The sequence below is a fragment of the Burkholderia sp. Bp8984 genome, from assembly GCF_003853755.1.
In the GTDB taxonomy this organism is placed as follows: Bacteria; Pseudomonadota; Gammaproteobacteria; order Burkholderiales; family Burkholderiaceae; genus Burkholderia.
Genome location: NZ_QTQN01000020.1, coordinates 57,548 through 77,906, shown reverse-complemented (window position 1 = coordinate 77,906; position 20,359 = coordinate 57,548). Strand labels below are relative to the sequence as shown.

The following is a 20,359-nucleotide window of genomic DNA, read 5'->3' as shown; positions in this document are numbered from 1 at the left end:
GGGTATGAAAGTAGCCGTTCTCGGCGCCGGTGCCTGGGGCACCGCGCTCGCGGGCCATCTGGCCGCGCGGCACGATACGCTTCTCTGGGCGCGCGACGCCGCGCTGATCGCCGGGCTGCAGGCCCGGCACGAAAATTCCCGCTATCTGGACGGCATCGCGCTGCCCGATGCGCTGCGCTACGACGCCGATCTCGGCGCGGCGCTCGCGCACGGCGCCGCGGACGACGCACTGTGCGTGATCGCAGCACCCGTGGCCGGGCTGCGCACGCTGTTCGGCGCGATGCGCGACGCGGGCTGCGTGCCCGCGCATGTCGTGTGGGTCTGCAAGGGCTTCGAGGCCGACACGCATCTGCTGCCGCACCAGGTGATCGCGGCCGAGCTGCCGGGGCAGCACAGCAACGGCGTGCTGTCGGGGCCGAGCTTCGCCCGCGAGGTCGGGCTCGCGCTGCCCGTCGCGCTGACGGTCGCGAGCACGTCCGCCGAATGCCGCGAGCGCACGCTGGCCGCGTTCCATCACGGCGCGATGCGGATCTATACGGGTGACGACGTGGTCGGCGTCGAGGTCGGCGGCGCGGTGAAGAACGTGCTGGCGATCGCGACCGGCATCGCCGACGGCCTCGGCCTCGGGCTGAACGCGCGCGCCGCGCTGGTCACGCGCGGTCTCGCCGAAATGTCGCGGCTCGGCGTCGCGCTCGGCGGCCGCGCGGAGACCTTCACGGGCCTCACGGGCCTCGGCGACCTGATCCTCACCGCGACGGGCGACCTGTCGCGCAATCGCACGGTCGGCCTGCAGCTGGCGGCCGGCCGCTCGCTGAACGACATCCTCGGCGCGCTCGGCCATGTGGCCGAAGGCGTGCGCTGCGCACAGGCCGTGCTCGCGCTCGCGCGCGCGCAGGCGATCGAAATGCCGATCACCGAAGCCGTGTGCGGTGTGCTGTTCGACGGCGTCGCACCGCGCGATGCGGTCAGCGGCCTGCTGCGGCGCGACGCGCGCGCCGAATAACGCCGACGAATCACACCGATTTTTTGCGGCCGGGCGCGCTCGCGCAAAGCGGGCGGCGCCAAAGCGCACTACGCTTGAACCGTCTCCGGCGTTTCGGGAGGGTGTCATGCTGCAGATCGGTTCCACCACGCTCGACGCGCAACGCGTCGACATCACGACGCTCGACGTCGACGTGATCGTCAATGCTGCGAACGGTTCACTGCTCGGCGGCGGCGGGGTCGACGGCGCGATCCATCGCGCGGCCGGCCCGGGCCTGCTCGCCGAGTGCCGCACGCTCGGCGGCTGCGAGACCGGCGACGCGAAGCTCACGCGCGGCCACGGGCTGCCGGCCCGGTACGTGATTCATGCGGTCGGCCCGGTGTGGCACGGCGGCGGGCGCGGCGAGCCCGAGCTACTCGCGGCATGCTACCGGCGTGCGATCGAGCTGGCCGAGGAGGTTGCGGCAACCTCGATCGCATTCCCGGCCATCAGCTGCGGCGTGTACCGCTATCCGGCCGAGGAGGCCGTCGACATCGCGGTCGGCACGGTCGCCGAAATGCTGCCGCAGGCGCCGAACCTCGCACGCGTGGTGTTCGCGTGCTTTTCATCCGACATCTACGACGTGTATCGCGCGCGGCTCGCGCGTATCTAGCGCGTGAGCGGATCCGGCCGCGCGGCGTGGCCCGGGCGGGCGCGTCAGGCGCCGCCTTCGAAGCCGGCCTGGCGCCACGCCTCGAACACGACCACCGCCACCGTGTTCGACAGGTTCAGGCTGCGGTTGCCCGGCCGCATCGGCAGGCGTACGCGCTGTTCGTTCGCGAAGCGTTCGAGCACCTCGGCCGGCAGGCCGCGTGTTTCCGAGCCGAACACGAACCAGTCGCCCGGCACGAATGCATGGTCATGGAAGCGGCCCGAGCCACGGGTCGTGAACGCGAACATCCGCGCGGGATCGGGTGCTTCGGTCGCTACGAACGCGTCCCAGTCGCGATGCACGCGCATTTCCGCGTACTCGTGATAGTCGAGGCCCGCGCGGCGCATCTTCGCGTCGTCGAGCGGAAAGCCGAGCGGCTCGATCAAATGCAGGCGCGCGCCGGTATTGGCACACAGGCGGATCACGTTGCCGGTGTTCGGCGGAATTTCGGGGGCGACGAGGACGACGTTGAACATGGTTGGGTCTGGCTGGGCCGGCCGGGACGGAGCGACGTGCACTCGTCCCGGCCGGCCGGTTCGTGACGGCCGGCGCCGCGCGCGGGTGGCCGGCCTCTCTATCTAATTAATCCCTCGCGGTGCGCAGCGCAACCAGATTCGTCACGCGTGCGGCGCCCGCCGCCTTCAATGCCTGCGCGGCCGCCGCGAGCGTCGCGCCGGACGTCATCACGTCGTCGACGAGTGCCACGTGGCGGCCGGTGAGGTCGCCCGCCACCGCGAACGCCGCGAGCACGTTGTCGCGCCGCGCGCGCCGGTCGAGCCGCGACTGCGGCGCGGTTTCGGCCACGCGTGCCAGCAGCGCCGCATCGGCGCGCACGCCGAGCCGGCGCGCGAGCGGCCGCGCGATCGCCCACGCCTGGTTGTAGCCGCGCGCGACGAGCCGCCCGTGCGACAACGGCACCGGTGCGATCACGTCGAAGCCGCCGGTGGCGCGCAGCGCGTCCGTGTCGTCGATCCGCTGTGCGAGCCGGGCCGCGAATTCCGCGCCGAGCGCGAGCCGCGCATGAAACTTCAGGCCGCGCGCGAGCCCGTCGAGCGGGGCGCGGTAATCGGCGAGCGCGAGCGTCGCATCGAACGGCGGCGGCGTCGCGCGGCATGCTTCGCACCGGTACGCGGACGCGGAACCGGCGCCGCCGTGCCCGCCGCGGGCTGCGCGCGGCCGCGGCCGCCCGACGCCCAGCGGTACCGCGCAGACGTCGCAGCGCAGCCGCGCTTCGTTCCAGTACGCGGCGTCGCAGGCGCTGCAAATCACCGGATGTGACAAATTGCCGCACAGCGCGCACCGATTCGGCAAGGCGAGTGCGATGACGCGCACGGCCAGCGCGCGAACCTGCGACAAAACGACGCGCATCGGGCGCGGGGCGGAACTGCGATCCATCGCGAACACTCCTGGCGGCCCCGCCTCGATGAAGGCTACGAGGCGAGCGAGTATACTTCGGGCTCTTCGCCAGTGTGCCCGACATGTCTCCAGCTTCGACTTCAACCGGCCGTCCGGCCAATGACGCCCGGCGTCTGCGGCGGATCTTCGATCGCCGCGCCGCCACGTTCGACGCGGTCGCGTTCCTGCCGCGCGAGATCGCGCAGCGGATGAACGAGCGCCTCGAATACATCAAGGTGAGCCCCGCGGCCGTGCTCGACGCAGGCTGCGGCCCGGGCGACGACCTGCCGGCGCTGCGCGCGCGCTTTCCCGAAGCCCCGGTGTTCGGCGTCGACCTGTCCGGCGCGATGCTCGCACGGGCGGGCCAGCGCGAGGTCGAGCAGGCGAGCTGGCGCCGCTGGCTGCCTGCGTCGCTCGGCCGGGCGCTGGGCCAGCGCGGCCCGCGCGTCGCGCAGGCCGACTTCTCGGTGCTGCCGTTCGCGGCCGGCGCGTTCGACCTGATCTGGTCGAATCTCGCGCTGCACTGGCATTCGCGTCCCGATACGGTGTTCCCTGAATGGCAGCGCGTGCTGCGCGTGAACGGCCTGCTGATGTTCAGCACGCTCGGCCCCGACACGCTGCGCGAGCTGCGCGCGGCCTGCGCGGACGCCGAAGCGGCGCTCGGCATCGCGCCGCCGGCCGCGCGCGTCGTCGATTTCGTCGACATGCACGACCTCGGCGACATGCTCGTCGAGAGCGGCTTCGAGATTCCGGTGATGGACCAGGAAGTGCTGACGGTCACGTACAAGACCCCCGATTCCCTGCTGGCCGACGTGCGCCGCTGGGGCGCCTATCCGTTCGACCGCGCGGTGCCGCAGCATGCGGCGCGGCGCTTTCGCGCGGCGCTCGGCGACGCGCTGGAAGCGCGCCGGCGCGCAGACGGCACGATCGCCCTGACGTTCGAGGTGATCTACGGCCACGCATGGAAGGCCGTGCCGCGCACGACCGCCGAGGGGCACGGCATCGTGCGCATCGAAGATATCGGAAAGGGGCGTCCGAAGAATCGGTAAAGCGGTAAAGAGGGGTTTTGTTATGTCTGAAATTAGCGGCGCAAACCGGGGTCGAATAGACGCCAAAAACGGCCGGGAAGCTTGTGGCGCTTGGCTCGCGGGCCGATAGCCGCTTGCTTGTGGATGCCATTGAACCCGCCTATAATGCGTCAGCTTGTCGTCCCGGGGTCCCCGCAATACGGGCCGACGAGTCCGATGCAGGCATGCATCGCATGCCATTCGCGTGAGGCGGCGATGGAAGCAGCAAGGGTGTCGGCGGAGACGAACGATGAACCGGTCCTCGAAGACTGGCTCATGAAACGCAACTGTTCGGTGTCGCCGCGCCAGTTCGTGCTGTTTTACGCGTCGCTCGCGGGCTTCTCGCTGGTGATCGCGGCAGTGCTGATGTGGCGGGGGGCCTGGCTCGTCATGCCCTTCACGGGAATCGAATTGCTGGCGGTCGGCGTCGCGTTTGCGATCCATGCCCGTCATGCGGTCGATTACGAGCGCATCAGGCTGTTTCCGCACCGGCTCGTGATCGAGCGGATGGATGCGGAGCGGCTCACGCAGATCGAATTCAATCCGCGCTGGGTGCGGGTCGAGCCGGGTGCGACGCCACGCGATCCGATTCGACTGGTATCGCGCGGGCAGACCGTCGTAATCGGGCAGCATCTCGCGCAGCACAAGCGTGCGCAGTTCGCCGACGAACTGCGCGTGTCGCTCAGGCGCTGCGGCTGACGAGGCGCGGGCACCGGCCGGAACAGGCCGGCGCCTTGCGACGGGGGAGGGTTTGAATGGAAATTTTGGGTAAGGATGCTATGAAAACAATCAAGCGAGCCCTCACGGGCGTGCTGGCATGCAGCGGATTGCTCTTTGCCGGCGCGGCTCTGGCGGTCGGTGATAGCCCGGGCGGCCCCCGCGTCAACGAGATCAACTTTCAGCCGCCTGTCACGAAGATCGCCGAGGAGCTCTACGATCTCCACACGATGATGCTGATCCTGTGTACGGTGATCTTCGTCGGCGTGTTCGGCGTGATGTTCTATTCGATCTTCGCGCACCGCAAATCCAAAGGCCACAAGGCCGCCAATTTCCATGAAAGCACGACCGTCGAAATCATCTGGACGATCGTGCCGTTCATCATCGTCGTGCTGATGGCGCTGCCGGCCACGAAGGCCGTCGTCGCGATGAAGGACACGACCAACGCCGATCTCACGATCAAGGTCACCGGCTACCAGTGGAAGTGGGGCTACGACTACGTGAAGGGTCCGGGCGAGGGCATCAGCTTCCTGTCGACGCTCAGCACCCCGCGTGACGAAGTGATGGGCAAGAAGCCGATCACCGAGACCTACCTGCAGGAAGTCGACAACCCGCTCGTCGTGCCGGTCAACAAGAAGATCCGCATCATCACGACCGCGAACGACGTCGTTCACTCGTGGTACGTGCCGGCGTTCGGCGTGAAGCAGGATGCGATCCCCGGCTTCGTGCGCGATACGTGGTTCAAGGCCGACAAGGTCGGCACGTTCCGCGGCTTCTGTACCGAACTGTGCGGCAAGGAACACGCGTTCATGCCGGTCGTGGTCGTGGTGCTGTCGGACGACGACTACGCGAAGTGGGTGAGCGCGCAGAAGGCCAAGCTGGCCAGCGCGTCGGTCGATCCGAACAAGGTTTACACGATGGCCGAACTCGTCGCGCACGGCGAGGAAGTCTACAAGGCGAACTGCGCGGCCTGCCACCAGGTGAACGGCAAGGGCCTCGGCGCCTTCCCGGCGATGGACGGCAGCCCGATCGTGAACGGCCCGATCGCCGGCCACGTCGAGCGCGTGCTGCACGGCAAGGGTGCGATGCCGTCGTGGGCGTCGCTGTCGGACCTCGACATCGCATCGGTCATCACGTACGAGCGCAACTCGTGGGGCAACCACAAGAACGACCTGCTGCAGCCGAAGCAAGTGACCGACGCGCGCAACGGCAAGATGCCGGAAGACGTGGCGGGCGCCGCGGCGCCGGCCGAAGCGGCCTCGGCACCGGCGCAAGCCGCGTCGGGTGCGGCCGAGCAACCGGCGGCAGCGTCGGCATCGGCGGCTGTGTCGACGATCTACTTCGAAACGGGCAAGAGCGTGCTGCCGGCCGACGCGAAGGCGGCGATCGCCGCAGCGGCCGACTATGCGAAGGCACATCCGGACGCGAAGCTCGCGCTGTCGGGTTTCACCGACAAGACGGGCTCGGCCGACGCGAACGCCGAACTGGCCAAGCATCGTGCACAGGCCGTGCGCGACGCGCTGAAGGCAGCAGGCGTGGCGGAAGACCACATTATTCTCAAAAAGCCGGAAACGATCACGGGCGGGGCTGACGCGAAGGAAGCCCGGCGGGTCGAGATCGGGCCGGCGGCTTGACGTGTCGCTGAGTTAGTCGACGTATTCGCATTAGGAGATTCTCATGTCTAGCATCGGGCACGACGTAGCCGCGGACCACGCGCACGACGACCACGCGCACGAAATGCCGCACGGCTGGCGGCGCTGGCTGTTCGCCACCAACCACAAGGACATCGGTACGCTGTACCTGCTGTTCTCGTTCATCATGTTCCTGTCGGGCGGCGTGATGGCACTCGGCATCCGTGCCGAGCTGTTCGAGCCGGGCCTGCAGATCATGCGTCCGGAGTTCTTCAACGAACTCACGACGATGCACGGCCTGATCATGGTGTTCGGCGCGATCATGCCGGCGTTCGTCGGCTTCGCGAACTGGATGATTCCGCTGCAGATCGGCGCGTCCGACATGGCGTTCGCGCGGATGAACAACTTCAGCTTCTGGCTGCTGCCGGTCGCGGCCGTGCTGCTGGTCGGTTCGTTCTTCGCGCCGGGCGGCGCGACGGCCGCCGGCTGGACGCTGTACGCACCGCTGTCGACGCAGATGGGCCCGGGCATGGACTTCGCGATCTTCGCGGTCCACATCATGGGCGCGTCGTCGATCATGGGCGGGATCAACATCGTCGTGACGATCCTGAACATGCGCGCACCGGGCATGACGCTGATGAAGATGCCGATGTTCGCATGGACCTGGCTGATCACCGCGTACCTGCTGATCGCCGTGATGCCGGTTCTGGCAGGCGCGATCACGATGGTGCTGTTCGACCGCCACTTCGGCACGTCGTTCTTCAACGCGGCAGGCGGCGGCGACCCGGTGATGTACCAGCACATCTTCTGGTTCTTCGGCCACCCCGAGGTGTACATCATGATTCTGCCGGCGTTCGGGATCGTGTCGCAGGTGATCCCGGCGTTCGCACGCAAGACGCTGTTCGGCTATAGCTCGATGGTGTATGCGACGGCGTCGATCGCGATCCTGTCGTTCATGGTCTGGGCGCACCACATGTTCGCGACGGGCATGCCGGTCACCGGCCAGCTGTTCTTCATGTACGCGACGATGCTGATCGCGGTGCCGACGGGCGTGAAGGTGTTCAACTGGCTCGCGACGATGTGGCGCGGCTCGATGACGTTCGAGACCCCGATGCTGTTCGCGATCGGCTTCCTGTTCGTGTTCACGTTCGGCGGCCTGACGGGCCTGATGCTGGCGATGGCGCCGCTCGACATCCAGTACCACGGCACCTACTTCGTGGTGGCGCACTTCCACTACGTGCTGGTGGCAGGCTCCCTGTTCGCGCTGTTCTCGGGCTGGTACTACTGGGCGCCGAAGTGGACGGGCTGGATGTACAACGAGACGCGCGGCAAGATCCACTTCTGGTCGTCGATGATCTTCTTCAACCTGACGTTCTTCCCGATGCACTTCGTCGGTCTCGCGGGCATGCCGCGTCGTTATGCGGACTACCCGGCGCAGTTCACGGACTTCAACCAGGTGGCGACGATCGGCGCATTCGGCTTCGGCCTCGCGCAGGTGTACTTCCTGTTCGCGGTCGCGCTGCCGGCCTACCGTGGCGGCGGCGACCTGGAAAAGGCGTCGGACAAGCCGTGGGATGGCGCGACGGGCCTCGAGTGGACGGTGCCGAGCCCGGCTCCCTTCCACACGTTCGAGCAACCGCCGCACGTCGAATAAGTTTCACCCGGCGTTCCGCCGCTGCCTGCCGCGCAGGCAGGCGCGGCGGGCGCCGAATCGATGTTTCAGCGAAGTTTCAGCGAAGTTTCAGATGAACCGGAATCCACAACAAAGACGAACGCCCGAGCAGATTCGCGCGGGCAACAAGCGGCTCGGCCTCATCCTGCTCGTCATCGCCGCCGTTTTTTTTGTGGGTGTCGTGATCAAGCAGTGGTGGCTGTCCACTCACTGATATGCAGTAACTGACGCAGTAGCGAGGAAGTCGTCGTATGTCGAAGCCGGAAGAGGGCGCCGTCGATCGCGCATTCAATCGTTCGATGCTGGTGAAGCTCTTCGTCGTGGCCGGACTGATGTTCGGCTTCGGCTTCGCGCTGATTCCGATGTATCGCGCGATCTGCCAGATCACCGGCATCAACAACCTGGTGCAGCGCGATGTCAGCGAACGCGAGGTGAAGAACTCGCAGGTCGACATGAGCCGCACGGTGTCGGTCGAGTTCGATGCGAATGCGCGCGGCCCGCTCGGTTTCAAGCCGGAGCGCAACAGCCTCGACGTGCATCCGGGCGAGCTGACGACGATCGTGTACGACGTGACCAACGGGCAGGGCCGGCCGGTGGTGGCGCAGGCGATTCCGAGCTACGCGCCGAAGCAGGCGACGGAGTTCTTCAAGAAGATCGAGTGTTTTTGCTTCACGCAGCAGACGCTGGCTGCGAACGAGTCGCGCAAGATGCAGGTGGTGTTCGTGATCGATCCGAAGCTGCCGAAGGACGTGAAGACGATCACGCTGTCGTACACGTTCTTCGAGCTGAACACGCCGGCCGCGCCGGCGCCGGCACCGCGCAAGACGGCGGCGCAGGGCGACGCGAAGCCGGACGCATGACGACGGAGACGGGGCAGTGACAGAGACCAAGCGGAGCGGGTCGTTCGGCCAGGCGTTGCGAGCGGTGTTGTGGTCGTTCTTCGGGGTGCGCAAGCGGCGCGACCTGGAGGCCGACGCGACGCAGCTCAATCCGCTGCACGTGCTGATCGTCGCGTTGATCGCGGCCGGTGTGTTCATCGGCGTGCTGATCCTGATCGTGCGTGCGGTCGTGGGCTGAGGCTCGCGGCCACGAAAGAATGCAGTGCGTAGCGCCCGGGCGCTGCGTGCGGGAAAGAGCGGCGGCGGTCGTGCCGTGCAAGAAATAAAGCCGGAGCGGTTTCCGGTACACAAATTGGACTGAAGTGGAGAATCAAGCATGAGCGGTCAAAACCAGACCCCGTACTATTTCGTGCCGCATCCGTCGCAGCATCCGATCAGCGCGGCCTGCGGCCTGCTGGTCATGCTCGCGTCGGTGGCGCTGTGGATCAACGGTCACGACTGGGCTCCGTACACGGCGCTGCTTGGCCTGCTGTGGTTGCTCTTCACGCTGTACCACTGGTTCGGCGATTCGATCGCCGAGTCGGAAGGCGGTCATTACGGCAAGAACGTCGACAAGTCGTACCGCTGGAGCATGAGCTGGTTCATCTTCTCCGAAGTCATGTTCTTCGGCGCATTCTTCGGCGCGCTGTTCTACGCGCGCGAAATCGCGCTGCACCAGCTCGGCAGCCTCGACTACAAGCTGATCTGGCCGGATTTCTCCGCCGTGTGGCCGAACGAAGGCCCGGCCGCGCTCGCCGGTCACTTCAAGACGATGGGCCCGTGGCCGATCCCGACGCTGAACACGGCGCTGCTGCTGTCGTCGGGCGCGACGCTGACGGTGTCGCACCACGCGCTGCGCGACAATCATCGCAACAAGGCGATCGCGTGGCTGGCCGCGACGCTCGTGCTCGGCGTCTGCTTCCTGTTCACGCAGGGCTTCGAGTACTACCACGCGTACAACGAACTGAACCTGACGCTGAATTCGGGCGTGTACGGCTCGACGTTCTTCCTGCTGACGGGCTTCCACGGCTTCCACGTGTTCCTCGGCGGCACGATGCTCGCGGTGGTGCTGGTGCGGATGATCCGCGGCCACTTCAAGCCTGATCACCACTTCGCATTCGAAGGCGCCGCGTGGTACTGGCACTTCGTCGACGTCGTCTGGCTCGGCCTGTACGTCGTCGTCTACTGGCTGTAAATGCAACAACGGCCCGCGCAGCGATGCGCGGGCCGTTTTCATTGGCGGGGACGGGGCAGCGGCCGGCTGCTTGCGCTCAACGCCAATCCGGCGCCGCCGCGACTCAGTCAGGCGGCGCTTTTGCTTGGTAGCGCCGCTGTGCGGCGAAATGTCACAGCGATTACAGAGGCCGGCGCGGTGAAGGCATCAACGCCCGATCGGCAGGCCGGTCGAATGGATCCAGCCCATCCAGTTCGCGAACAGGATGAACAGGAACAGCGAGATCGACAGCCCGACACGGGTGGCAAGCGACCACACCATGCGTTTCGTATGGCCGCGGTCTTGCATCATGAAGTAGAGCGCCGAGCCCATGCTGGCGACGATGAGGACGAAGGCGATGGGAACGAGGATGTGCATGTCACGAACCGGACGACGGCAATTCGAAAGGAAGAGGATAATTATCGCACTTCGCTTTCGCGAAGGCGCCTCGCGGGTGGCCCGATGAAGATCCGCTGGCTGCCTGCGCTGCTGATTCTCGTCGTCGTCGCGGTCACGATTCGCCTCGGGTTCTGGCAGCGCGACCGCGCGCACCAGAAGGAAGCGCTGCAGGCGAACGTCGTGCGTTACGAGCACGCGGTGCCCGTCGACGTCGGTGCGCAGCCGATTCCGCTCGCGTCGATCGAGTTCCACCGCGTGCGGGCGAAGGGCCGCTTCCTGCCGGAGCAGGCGGTGTTCCTCGACAATCGGCCGTATAACGACCAGCCGGGTTTTTACGTCGTGATGCCGTTTAAACTCACGGGCGGCGGCGCCGTGCTGGTGAACCGCGGCTGGCTGCCGCGCAACATCGCCGATCGCACGGCGATCGAGCCGTTCCCGACGCCCGACGGAGAGATCGAGATCGAAGGCATCGCGCGCGCCGACGCGTCGCGCGCGTTCGAGCTCGGCGAAGGTGGCTCGGCCGCGCACCAGAAGATCCGGCAGAACCTGGACGTCGCCGCGTATGCGAAGGAAACGGGGCTGCCGCTGCAGCCGTTCGTGATCCAGCAGACGAGCGACGACGGCGACAAGCTCGTGCGCGACTGGCCGGCGGCGACGACCGGCGTCGAGCGCAATTACGGTTACATGTTTCAGTGGTGGGCCATGGCGGCGGTCGCGCTCGGCTTCGGCCTGTACGCCGCGCGGCGTGCGGCGAAGAAGTCGGCCGGCGCGTGAGCGCCATGGCAGGACGCGGCGCACGCGCCGCGGGTTCGTTTCGAGAGGTCTGATTTGTCCATGCAATCTTCCCGTCAGGGTCCGGCCGCCGCGCCGATCTCGCCCGCGGCCCGCAAGCGCGGCCGCTGGATGCTCGTGCTGCTGGGTCTCGTGTGCGCGGCGCCGATCATCGCGTCGTACTTCACCTATTACGTGATCAAGCCGAAGGGTGGCTCGACCAACTACGGCACGCTGATCGAGCCGCAGCGGCCGATCCCGGCCGACCTGCAGGTCACCGACGAAACCGGCAAGACGGTGCCGCTGTCGTCGCTGCGCGGCGTGTGGCTGTTCGTGATGACCGACCGCAGCGCGTGCGACGATGCATGCGCGCAAAAGCTCTACTTCATGCGCCAGATCCGCGTCACGCAGGCGGGCGAGCGGCACCGGATCACGATGGTGTGGCTGCGCAGCGATGCGGACGCGATTCCGCAGAAGGTTCTGGAAGCCTATCCGGACACGCGCCGGCTGGTCGCCGATCCGGCCGCGGTGGCTGCATGGCTGCCGGCCGACGCCGGCACGAAGGACAGCGACCACCTCTACATGGTCGATCCGAACGGCAACCTGATGATGCGTTTCCCGAAGGACCCGAATCCCAGCAAGATCAAGTCGGACGTGACCAAGCTGCTGAAGTGGTCGAGCATCGGCTAAGGCGAGACGACGAGGCAACCATTCGATGTCGTATCTACTGCAACTCGGCCTGATCGGCCTCTGCATCGCGCTGCTGCCGCTGTCGTACGTGTGGGTGAAGGCCGACGACGACAAGTTCCGCAAGCTGGTGTGGATCACCACGTTCCTGACCCTCGACCTGGTGATGTTCGGCGGCTTCACGCGGCTGACCGATTCGGGCCTCGGCTGCCCCGACTGGCCCGGCTGCTACGGCACGTCGTCGCCGTTCATCGCGCACGCCGCGATCACGGCCGCGCACCAGGCGATGCCGACCGGCCCCGTCAGCATGACGAAGGCATGGATCGAGATGATCCACCGCTATTTCGCGATGGCGATCGGCGTGCTGATCATCGCGCAGGTCGTGATCGCCTGGTCCGCGCGGCTGCGCCGCCGCCCGCTGCACGTGTCGCCGTGGTGGCCGACGAGCCTCTTGCTGCTGATCGTCGTGCAGGGCGTGTTCGGCGCGTGGACGGTCACGATGAAGTTGCAGCCGGTGATCGTCACGACCCACCTGCTGCTCGGCCTCATGCTGCTCGGCACGCTCGGCTGGCTCGCGGCGCGGCAGACGCCGCTGCCGTCGCATGACCCGGAGGCCGGCCGCTACCGCACGGCCGCGCTCGCGGCACTGGTGCTGCTGGTCGTGCAGATCGCGCTCGGCGGCTGGGTGAGCACCAACTACGCGGTGCTCGCGTGTACCGACTTCCCGACCTGCAACGGTCAGTGGATGCCGCCGATGAACTTCGGCCAGGGCTTCCATCTGTGGCGCGCGCTCGGCATGACGAAGGACGGCGACGCGATCACGCAGGACGCGCTGGTCGCGATCCACTGGACCCACCGCACGTTCGCGTTCGTCGTCGTCGCATACCTGGTCGCGTTCGCGCTGAGGATGCGCCGCTTCGAGTCGCTGCGCCGGCCCGCGAACGGCGTGCTGCTGGTGGTTCTGCTGCAGTTCCTGACGGGCCTGACCAACATCGTGCTGCAGTGGCCGCTGCCGGTCGCCGTCGCGCACAACGGCGGTGCCGCGATCCTGCTGCTGCTCGTCGTCATGTTAAACTTTCGCATCCTTTCAAGCCGCCCCGGCCGTGTCGTGCAGCCCGCGCGCGACGCCGCCCCGGCGTGACCGTCCCCATGCAAAGCACCCTTTCCCAATCGCCCGGTAGCCGGTTCTCGCAGTACATGGCGCTGACGAAGCCGCGTGTCACGCAGCTCGCGGTGTTCTGCGCGGTGATCGGCATGTTTCTCGCGACGCCGGGCATGGTGCCGTGGCATGTGCTGATCGGCGGCACGGTCGGCATCTGGCTGCTGGCCGGCGCCGCGTTCGCGATCAACTGCCTCGTCGAGCAGAAGATCGACGCGATGATGCGCCGTACCGCGTGGCGTCCGTCCGCGCGCGGCGAGATCACGACTCCGCAGATCCTGCTGTTCTCGGCCGTGCTGGGCAGCGTCGGCGCATGGACGCTCTATACCTTCACGAACCCGCTGACGATGTGGCTGACGATCGCGACGTTCGTCGGCTACGCGGTGATCTACACGCTGCTGCTCAAGCCGATGACGCCGCAGAACATCGTGATCGGCGGCGCATCGGGCGCGATGCCGCCGGCGCTCGGCTGGGCCGCGGTCACCGGCGCGGTGCCCGGCGACGCGTGGATCCTCGTGCTGATCATCTTCGTGTGGACGCCGCCGCATTTCTGGGTGCTGGCGCTCTATCGCCGCAAGGACTACGAAAACGCGGGCCTGCCGATGCTGCCCGTCACGCACGGCGAGAAGTTCACGCGGCTGCACATCCTGCTGTACACGGTGATCCTGTTCGCGGTCACGCTGATGCCGTTCATCTCCGGGATGAGCGGCGCCGTCTACCTGACGAGCGCGGTGCTGCTCGGCGCGGTGTTCCTCGCGTATGCGTGGAAGATCCATCGCGACTATTCGGACGAACTCGCCCGCAAGGCTTTCCGTTACTCGATCGTCTACCTGTCGCTGCTGTTCGCCGCGCTGCTCGTCGATCACTATGCGCGCCCGCTGCTCGGCGTGTAACCGCACGGTTTGAACGCAATGCTCCATTCATGGTTCGGGCGCCGCGCGCGCCAAGGCTGGATGCTCGCGTGCGCATTCGCGGCAGCCACGCTGCTCGCCGGCTGCGACAACGCGCCGAAATTCCAGAATCTCGACATCACCGGCAACACGCAGTTCGGCAGCGATTTCTCGCTGCCGGATACGGCGGGCAAGGTGCGCACGCTCGGCGACTTCAAGGGCCGGGCGGTCGTGGTGTTCTTCGGCTATACGCACTGCCCGGACGTATGTCCGACGACGATGGCCGAACTGTCCGAAGCGCTGAAGCAGCTCGGCCCCGATGCCGCGAAGCGTGTGCAGGTGCTGTTCGTCACCATCGATCCGGAGCGTGACACGCCCGCGCTGCTCGGCCAGTACGTGCCTGCGTTCGATCCGTCGTTCATCGGCCTGCGGCCGGCCGACGAGGCGCAGCTCAAGAAGGTTACAAAGGATTTCCGCGTGTACTACGCGAAGGTGCCCGGCAAGACGCCCGGCAGCTACACGATGGATCACACCGCCGCGAGCTACGTGTTCGATCGCGACGGCAAGCTGCGCCTGTTCGTGCGCGACGGCCAGGGCCCCGGCCCGTGGGTCCACGACCTGAAGCTGCTGGTCGACTGAACGGCGTACGCCGCAGGTTCGCCCGGGCGCTCGCCTGGCGCTACGCGTGACGGCCGCGACGCGCCGTCACGCATTCCTCCTTCTCCCCCTCGATCTGCATGCGCCGCCTCGCGGGGCGGCTGCGTATGAACATTCGGGCGCTGATGCGCTTGCGCGCGTTACGGCAGCGCCGGCACGTTGAAGCCTTGCGCGGCACGCGTGATCCGGAATTCCGTCACGCGATACGTCGCGAGCCCTTCGGTCACGAACGGATCGGTCTCGAGGATCGCGTCCAGTTCGTCGCGGTCGATGCGGGCAGCGAGGATCACGCCGCCTTCGCGCGGTACCTTCGGCCCCGCCGCGATGAAGATGCCGCGCTCGAACAGCGGCTGAAGATACGCGCGGTGGCGTTCGAGTGCATCGTCGATGCGCTCGAGCGATGCGTTGTAATGGATGTCGATGACGTACATGGATGGCCCTGGAATTGTCGCCGGCGCGTGGTGTGCCGGTCGGCCGGTCTTTTTAGCACAGCGGCCGTTCCCTGTCGTGCCGGCCGTCGTCGCGCATCGTCCACCAGCACCGCCGTGCATACCCATATGAGCGGGATGTATTTCACTTCCGGCCGATCCTGTGACACCATTTGCCCCTTCCTGCGAGTCCGGGGATACCCGTATCGCGCCCCATTTTCAGTTAGCAAGAAAGCGAGAAACAGATGAAGCGTCGCAGTCTCCTGAAGGTATTTTCCGTGCTGGCCACCGGTGCCGCGCTGACGCTGTCGGCGGGCGCGCACGCCGAGGACAAGGTCATCAAGGTCGGCACGGTGGCCGGCCCGGATGCGGAAGTGTGGCAGGTCGTGCAGAAGGTCGCGAAGGAGAAGGAAGGCCTGAACGTGAAGGTCATCGAGTTCAACGACTACGTGCAGCCGAACGCGGCGCTCGACTCGGGCGACCTCGACGCGAACAGCTTCCAGCACCAGCCCTACCTCGACAGCCAGGTGAAGCAGCGCGGCTACAAGATCGTCAGCGCGGGCCTGACCTACATCTCGCCGATCGGCGTGTACTCGAAGAAGTTCAAGGCGCTGAAGGACCTGCCGCAAGGCGCGAAGCTCGCGGTGCCGAACGATCCGTCGAACGAGAACCGCGCGCTGCTGCTGCTGCAGACGCAAGGCGTGATCAAGCTGAAGACGGGCGCCGGCACGGGCGGCAACAACGCGACGGTGCTCGACATCGCCGAGAACCCGAAGAAGCTGAAGATTTCCGAGCTCGACGCCGCGCAACTGCCGCGCGTGCTGTCGGACGTCGACGCCGCCGTGATCAACACGAACTACGCGCTCGCCGCGAACCTGCAGCCGACCAAGGACGCGATCGCGCTCGAATCGCTGACGAGCCCGTATGCGAACCTGATCGCCGTGCGCGCGAAGGACAAGGATCAGCCGTGGGTGAAGAAGCTGGTCAAGGCGTACCAGTCGGCGGAAGTGCGGGAGTTCATCAAGAAGCAGTTCAAGGGCTCGATGGTCGCGTCGTTCTGAACGCGATCGATTGACCGAACGAAGGCCTGCATGTGCGCAGGCCTTTTTTGTTTGTGCGGTGAGGGATGTTCTATTGACGCTGCGCAGGCGCCGCCTCGCTGGCTTTAACATGCCCGAGATTCGCCAGCGCAGGGAAGATCACACAACGCAATTGCTGCGTACTCGCTGGTAAGCGCCGTCTGGTAACGGTCTGTTACGTTGCCATCGAGCCGGTGCGTCGTTGCTCGAGTGCGGAACCGGTATGCCTTTTCTCGAGCCGGTATCCCGCTGTGCCCCGTCATTGCTCACGTCGAGCCGCATGACAAAAGTTTCGCGGGATATTCCACCGTCGTTGCATAGAGAACGGCCGGAAGATCGGCAGGAATTTGTCCGCGCGGTAGCCATATGTCTTCGTTAGACTGAAAAACAGTTCTGGAAATTACACGCGAGGATATTGAATGGGGGCGGCCGAAAAGTTGGGCGGCGTTTACTATTATTATGGAATGGATAATCTGACTGCCGGGGAATTGTTCTTCTGGATAATGGTCGACGAATCCATGAATCAGTTGGGTGTCGACGATGCGGTGTCGGTTGGCATGATTCTGCTTGGTAAAAACAATTTATCGACCCGTGTGAAACCCGGCGGAGCAATAAAAGGGACCTCGCGTGCAAGCCAGTTTTCGAGAAGGGTTTTTCAGAAGGCGCAGTTTCCGTTTGGTCTTAAGTTGCCCACCCTGGGGGGCGGGCCGGTGAAGGATCTGAAAGTCAAGATGGTGAGGAACATCGGCACTTTTGTGGGGAGAACGATACCCGTCGCAGGCTGGGTAATTCTCGCGAGTGACATTTGTATTATCGCTCATAAGGCAGCTAATCATTACAATAGGGTCGCGAGGGAGGGTGACAGGTTATGGTAGACATTGAGGATGAAGTAGTTGACTTCGTGAAGAAGAGGATTGGCTTCTCCATGTTGTCGAGGAATGTGGATATAACCGAAAATACCGATCTGGATGTTGACCTGGGCTTTGATGCTGCTGAAGTCGGAGAAATGATGAAGGAGTATTCGGAGGAGTTTGGTGTCGATATGAGTAGATTCGACATTAAAAAATATTACCCCGAAGAGGACTCTTCATTTCTTGACTTGATCAATCCGTTCAAGAAAAGAGTCGTTCATCATGTTCCGGACCTGAACGTCCGAATGTTGATTGCATCGGCCAAGGCTGGGCACTGGCTCTACAGCTGACTGCTCACCGCTTTGCATTTGTCTGTGTCCGGGCGGCGGCATCGTGCCGACTCCTTTAGAGGCGCGGCAGGTCCAGCGTCGGCTGACACGCGCTACCCCCTCACATCTCGCCGCGCCGCGAGCAGATCGCCATGATCTGCTGGATCGCGTAGTTGTCGCGTACGCCCGGCAGCGACTGCACGACGCACTCGTGGAAGCGCCGCTCGCGCGGCAGCAGCATCGCGTTGTTGCGGTACAGCGCGTCGCACGAGCGCTGGATCAGCTGCGCGGCCACGCCGTTGCGACTCTCGCGCAGCGCGCCCAGCATGCAGTCGTCGTATTGCGCGTAGCCGTCGGTCAGCGCGAATGCCGCACCCGGCAGCGCCAGCGCGACGGCCGCGCATGCGATCGCACGGATCCCCCGTTTCATAGGCCCTCCGATGGTGTGGATCGGGTCGGCGGACAGCATAACGTAAAGCGGCAAGAGCGGCTGACGCGTTGCGCCGGGGCGGTGCGCCGGCGTCGCTTCGGAGCCGGAGGATTGCGGCGGCGGTCGTTCCGCCGACACGAGCCAGCCGCGCCCGGGACGGCGCGCCGTCACATGACGGGGGCGCCGGCTTTTCCCGCGCTTTTCTCGGACGAAAAGGCCGGTTTCGTACCAGTACTGTGCGACGCGAGCGCATTGCCATATACTGTATATCCATACAGTTGTGGGTGGCGTCATGCTCGCATCCTCCATTTCTCCCGAATCCCTTCATCCATCGCTCTGGCGCGGCTCGCAGCTCGCGCGCGGCGATTCGCGCACGATCGACACGGGTTTCGCGCCGCTGTCCGCCGAGCTGCCGGGCGGCGGCTGGCCGGTCGGCGGGCTCGTCGAACTGCTGGCCGCGCAGCCGGGCTGCGGCGAGATGCGGCTGCTCGCGCCGGCGCTCGCGCGCACCGTCAGCGCGCGGCGGCCGCTCGCGCTCGTCGCGCCGCCGCAGTCGCCGCATGCGACCGCGCTGGCCGCGCTCGGCGTGCCGGCCGACGCGCTGCTGTGGCTGCGCGCCGGCAGCCGTACCGATGCGTTGTGGGCCGCCGAGCAGGCGCTCAGGACCGGCTGCTGCGGTGCGCTGCTGCTCTGGCAGGACGCGCGGCCCGATGCGCTGCGCCGCCTGCATCTCGCGGCCGCGCGCACCGGCGACACGCTGTTCGTGATGCTGCGCCCGCTGTCGGCGGCCAAACAGCCGTCGCCGGCCGTGCTGCGCGTCGCGCTGCATCCGGTGCCGGGCGGCGTGTCGCTCGACATCGTCAAGCGTCGCGGGCCCGCGCGCGGCGAGCCGCTCGCGCTCGATTTGCCGTCGCCCATCGTGGAGAGCCGCTATGCGCGTCTTGCTCGGCATCCATCTGCCGCGCCTGCCGCTCGACGTGTGCGCCCCGCCGCCGTCTGACGGCGCGGCGGACGACGCAGACGACGCAGGCTGCGCGGTGCTCGAGCAGGGTGTCGTGCTGATTGCCGACCCGCCCGCGCGCCGGCAGGGCGTGCGCGCGGGCATGAAGCGCGGCGGCGTGCTGACGCTTTCGCCCGACACGCGGCTCGTCGAACGCGATCCCGCCCGCGAGGCCGATGCGCTGCGCGCGGTCGCGCTCGCGTTGCTGCGCTTCTCGCCGTGCGTTGCGCTCGACGACGAAGCGACGCTGATCGTCGACGTCGGCCCGAGCCTGCGCCTGTTCGGCGGCCTGCCGTCGCTGTGCCGCCAGGTGCGCGCGACGCTTGCGGCGCTCGGCTATGCGGCGCGCCTGTCCGCCGCGCCGACCGGGCGCGGCGCGTGGCTGCTCGCGCGCACGTCGGCGCGTGCGCGCAGCCGGCGCCGCGTGGCCGGGCCGGCTTCGCTCGTTCGTACGCTCGATCGCTTGCCGTGCGTGCTGCTGCCCGACGCGCGCCCGTATGCGGGCTGGTTCGACGGCCTCGGCTGCCGCACGCTCGCCGATCTGCGCCGCCTGCCGCGCGCGGGGCTGCAGCGGCGCTGCGGTCCCGCGCTGCTGGCCGCGCTCGATCGTGCGTACGGTGATGCGGTCGAGCCGCTCGCGTGGATGGCGGTGCCGCCCGTGTTCGACGTGCGGCTCGAATTGCCGGAGCGCGTCGAATACGCGGAAGCCGTGCTGTTCGCCGCGCGGCGGCTCGTCGTGCAGCTCTGCGGGTGGCTGGCCGCGCGGCAGCTGTCGCTGGCCGCGATGACGCTCGATCTCGAGCACGAGCGCGGCCGCCAGGCGGTGCCGCCGACGCCGCTCGAACTCGCGTTCGCCGCGCCCGTGCGCGACGAGACGCACTTCATGCGGCTGCTCGGCGAGCGGCTCGCACGCGTCGAGTTGCCGGCCGCGGTGATCGCGGTGCGGCTGAAGGCCACGCGCGTCGAATCGGTCGCACCGCCGGCCGACGATCTCTTCCCCGAGCCGGGCGGCACGCGCGAGACGCGCGCGCGGCTGTTCGAACTGCTGGTCGCGCGGCTCGGCGCGGATAACGTGCTGCGCGCGGCGCCGGTGGCCGACTATCGGCCCGAGGCCGCGAACCGCTGGCTGCCGCTCGATGCACCGGCGGGCAAGCCGGCTGACGGACTGCCGGCTGCGCCGCCGCGTCCCGCGTGGCTGCTGGCCGAACCGCTGCCGCTGCTGATGCGCGGGGAACGGCCGGTATTTCATACGCCGCTGAGAATGATGTCGTCACCCGAACGGATCGAGGCAGGGTGGTTCGACGGTCAGCACGTGGCGCGCGATTATTGCGTCGCGCAGGACGAAGAGGGCGCGTGCTATTGGGTGTTCAGGGAGCGGGCGAGGAGCGAGGCCGAACCGCACTGGTTCCTGCACGGCCTGTTCGGGTGAGCGG

General features: G+C 66.8%; 25 protein-coding genes. 20 read left to right on the top strand and 5 right to left on the bottom strand.

Annotated features, from left to right (window positions below):
• The first annotated feature begins 4 nt into the window (after window positions 1–4).
• Both DID98_RS20765 and DID98_RS20760 read left to right on the top strand, forming a co-directional pair.
• Window positions 5–1,003 (top strand): NAD(P)H-dependent glycerol-3-phosphate dehydrogenase, encoded by a 999-nt coding sequence (locus tag DID98_RS20765; protein WP_044848223.1) that lies wholly within the window; start codon window positions 5–7, stop codon window positions 1,001–1,003.
• 106 nt (window positions 1,004–1,109) lie between these two features.
• Entirely contained in the window at window positions 1,110–1,634 is a 525-nt protein-coding gene (locus DID98_RS20760) for an O-acetyl-ADP-ribose deacetylase (RefSeq protein WP_124571333.1), read from the top strand.
• A gap of 44 nt (window positions 1,635–1,678) precedes the next feature.
• On the opposite strand, the gene trmL is transcribed toward DID98_RS20760, so the two are convergent.
• Both trmL and DID98_RS20750 read right to left on the bottom strand, forming a co-directional pair.
• A complete protein-coding gene (trmL, locus tag DID98_RS20755; RefSeq protein WP_044848221.1) occupies window positions 1,679–2,149 on the bottom strand; it encodes a tRNA (uridine(34)/cytosine(34)/5-carboxymethylaminomethyluridine(34)-2'-O)-methyltransferase TrmL in 471 nt (156 codons plus the stop codon).
• A gap of 106 nt (window positions 2,150–2,255) precedes the next feature.
• Complete coding sequence (locus DID98_RS20750; RefSeq protein WP_124571332.1) at window positions 2,256–3,068, bottom strand: ComF family protein; 813 nt, start codon at window positions 3,066–3,068, stop codon at window positions 2,256–2,258.
• Window positions 3,069–3,151: 83 nt separating this feature from the next.
• Here DID98_RS20750 and DID98_RS20745 point away from each other — a divergent pair, with 83 nt between their 5' ends.
• The 8 genes from DID98_RS20745 (at window position 3,152) to DID98_RS20715 (ending at window position 10,228) form a co-directional block, all read left to right on the top strand.
• On the top strand, window positions 3,152–4,117 hold the full coding sequence (locus DID98_RS20745) for a methyltransferase domain-containing protein (protein ID WP_044848220.1): 966 nt from the start codon (window positions 3,152–3,154) through the stop codon (window positions 4,115–4,117).
• A gap of 195 nt (window positions 4,118–4,312) precedes the next feature.
• Complete coding sequence (locus DID98_RS20740) at window positions 4,313–4,834, top strand: DUF2244 domain-containing protein (RefSeq protein WP_044848219.1); 522 nt, start codon at window positions 4,313–4,315, stop codon at window positions 4,832–4,834.
• 56 nt (window positions 4,835–4,890) lie between these two features.
• Window positions 4,891–6,486 (top strand): cytochrome c oxidase subunit II, encoded by a 1,596-nt coding sequence (gene coxB, locus DID98_RS20735; RefSeq protein ID WP_124486532.1) that lies wholly within the window; start codon window positions 4,891–4,893, stop codon window positions 6,484–6,486.
• Window positions 6,487–6,529: 43 nt separating this feature from the next.
• Window positions 6,530–8,137, top strand: a complete 1,608-nt coding sequence (gene ctaD / locus DID98_RS20730) for a cytochrome c oxidase subunit I (RefSeq protein ID WP_044848217.1) — start codon at window positions 6,530–6,532, stop codon at window positions 8,135–8,137.
• 91 nt (window positions 8,138–8,228) lie between these two features.
• The gene (locus DID98_RS35890) at window positions 8,229–8,369 is read left to right on the top strand and encodes a cytochrome oxidase small assembly protein (protein ID WP_027789063.1); all 141 of its coding nucleotides are present in this window, start codon (window positions 8,229–8,231) and stop codon (window positions 8,367–8,369) included.
• Between the two features lie 37 nt (window positions 8,370–8,406).
• Window positions 8,407–9,015 (top strand): cytochrome c oxidase assembly protein, encoded by a 609-nt coding sequence (locus DID98_RS20725; protein WP_044848216.1) that lies wholly within the window; start codon window positions 8,407–8,409, stop codon window positions 9,013–9,015.
• A gap of 16 nt (window positions 9,016–9,031) precedes the next feature.
• Window positions 9,032–9,232: a DUF2970 domain-containing protein gene (locus DID98_RS20720; protein ID WP_006760730.1), complete on the top strand. Its 201-nt coding sequence runs from the start codon at window positions 9,032–9,034 to the stop codon at window positions 9,230–9,232.
• Window positions 9,233–9,370: 138 nt separating this feature from the next.
• Window positions 9,371–10,228, top strand: coding sequence for a cytochrome c oxidase subunit 3 (locus tag DID98_RS20715; RefSeq protein ID WP_044848214.1), 858 nt, complete (start codon window positions 9,371–9,373; stop codon window positions 10,226–10,228).
• A gap of 186 nt (window positions 10,229–10,414) precedes the next feature.
• On the opposite strand, the gene DID98_RS20710 is transcribed toward DID98_RS20715, so the two are convergent.
• The gene (locus tag DID98_RS20710) at window positions 10,415–10,624 is read right to left on the bottom strand and encodes a twin transmembrane helix small protein (RefSeq protein ID WP_044848213.1); all 210 of its coding nucleotides are present in this window, start codon (window positions 10,622–10,624) and stop codon (window positions 10,415–10,417) included.
• Window positions 10,625–10,708: 84 nt separating this feature from the next.
• On the opposite strand from DID98_RS20710, the gene DID98_RS20705 reads away from it, so the two are divergent.
• Genes DID98_RS20705 through DID98_RS20685 form a run of 5 tightly spaced genes read left to right on the top strand, consistent with a single transcriptional unit; the run spans window position 10,709 to window position 14,791 of the window.
• Window positions 10,709–11,419 carry an SURF1 family protein gene (locus tag DID98_RS20705; protein ID WP_260428100.1) on the top strand — a complete coding sequence of 237 codons (711 nt, stop codon included), beginning with the start codon at window positions 10,709–10,711 and terminating at the stop codon, window positions 11,417–11,419.
• 60 nt (window positions 11,420–11,479) lie between these two features.
• On the top strand, window positions 11,480–12,106 hold the full coding sequence (locus tag DID98_RS20700; protein WP_124571330.1) for a cytochrome C oxidase subunit I: 627 nt from the start codon (window positions 11,480–11,482) through the stop codon (window positions 12,104–12,106).
• Window positions 12,107–12,131: 25 nt separating this feature from the next.
• Complete coding sequence (locus DID98_RS20695; protein WP_124571329.1) at window positions 12,132–13,244, top strand: heme A synthase; 1,113 nt, start codon at window positions 12,132–12,134, stop codon at window positions 13,242–13,244.
• Window positions 13,245–13,252: 8 nt separating this feature from the next.
• Window positions 13,253–14,155, top strand: coding sequence for a heme o synthase (gene cyoE / locus DID98_RS20690; RefSeq protein WP_006477738.1), 903 nt, complete (start codon window positions 13,253–13,255; stop codon window positions 14,153–14,155).
• An 18-nt stretch (window positions 14,156–14,173) separates the two neighbouring features.
• Window positions 14,174–14,791, top strand: coding sequence for an SCO family protein (locus DID98_RS20685; protein WP_124486528.1), 618 nt, complete (start codon window positions 14,174–14,176; stop codon window positions 14,789–14,791).
• A 158-nt stretch (window positions 14,792–14,949) separates the two neighbouring features.
• Here the strand turns inward: DID98_RS20685 and DID98_RS20680 are convergent, their stop codons facing one another.
• On the bottom strand, window positions 14,950–15,240 hold the full coding sequence (locus DID98_RS20680; RefSeq protein WP_044848209.1) for a YciI family protein: 291 nt from the start codon (window positions 15,238–15,240) through the stop codon (window positions 14,950–14,952).
• Between the two features lie 242 nt (window positions 15,241–15,482).
• Here DID98_RS20680 and DID98_RS20675 point away from each other — a divergent pair, with 242 nt between their 5' ends.
• From DID98_RS20675 to DID98_RS20665, 3 genes are all read left to right on the top strand, one after another.
• Window positions 15,483–16,298, top strand: a complete 816-nt coding sequence (locus DID98_RS20675; protein ID WP_044848208.1) for a MetQ/NlpA family ABC transporter substrate-binding protein — start codon at window positions 15,483–15,485, stop codon at window positions 16,296–16,298.
• Between the two features lie 437 nt (window positions 16,299–16,735).
• Window positions 16,736–17,191, top strand: a complete 456-nt coding sequence (locus DID98_RS20670) for an STM2901 family protein (protein WP_124571328.1) — start codon at window positions 16,736–16,738, stop codon at window positions 17,189–17,191.
• Window positions 17,185–17,517: a DUF1493 family protein gene (locus DID98_RS20665; RefSeq protein WP_124571327.1), complete on the top strand. Its 333-nt coding sequence runs from the start codon at window positions 17,185–17,187 to the stop codon at window positions 17,515–17,517. Before DID98_RS20670 ends, DID98_RS20665 begins: the two co-directional genes overlap by 7 nt.
• A 100-nt stretch (window positions 17,518–17,617) precedes the next feature.
• On the opposite strand, the gene DID98_RS20660 is transcribed toward DID98_RS20665, so the two are convergent.
• On the bottom strand, window positions 17,618–17,926 hold the full coding sequence (locus DID98_RS20660) for a VF_A0006 family four-cysteine protein (protein ID WP_044848207.1): 309 nt from the start codon (window positions 17,924–17,926) through the stop codon (window positions 17,618–17,620).
• A gap of 292 nt (window positions 17,927–18,218) precedes the next feature.
• On the opposite strand from DID98_RS20660, the gene imuA reads away from it, so the two are divergent.
• Both imuA and DID98_RS20650 read left to right on the top strand, forming a co-directional pair.
• Entirely contained in the window at window positions 18,219–18,926 is a 708-nt protein-coding gene (gene imuA / locus DID98_RS20655; protein WP_124571326.1) for a translesion DNA synthesis-associated protein ImuA, read from the top strand.
• The gene (locus tag DID98_RS20650; RefSeq protein ID WP_124571325.1) at window positions 18,859–20,355 is read left to right on the top strand and encodes a DNA polymerase Y family protein; all 1,497 of its coding nucleotides are present in this window, start codon (window positions 18,859–18,861) and stop codon (window positions 20,353–20,355) included. The genes imuA and DID98_RS20650 overlap by 68 nt, the downstream gene beginning before the upstream one ends.
• Window positions 20,356–20,359: the final 4 nt, after the last annotated feature.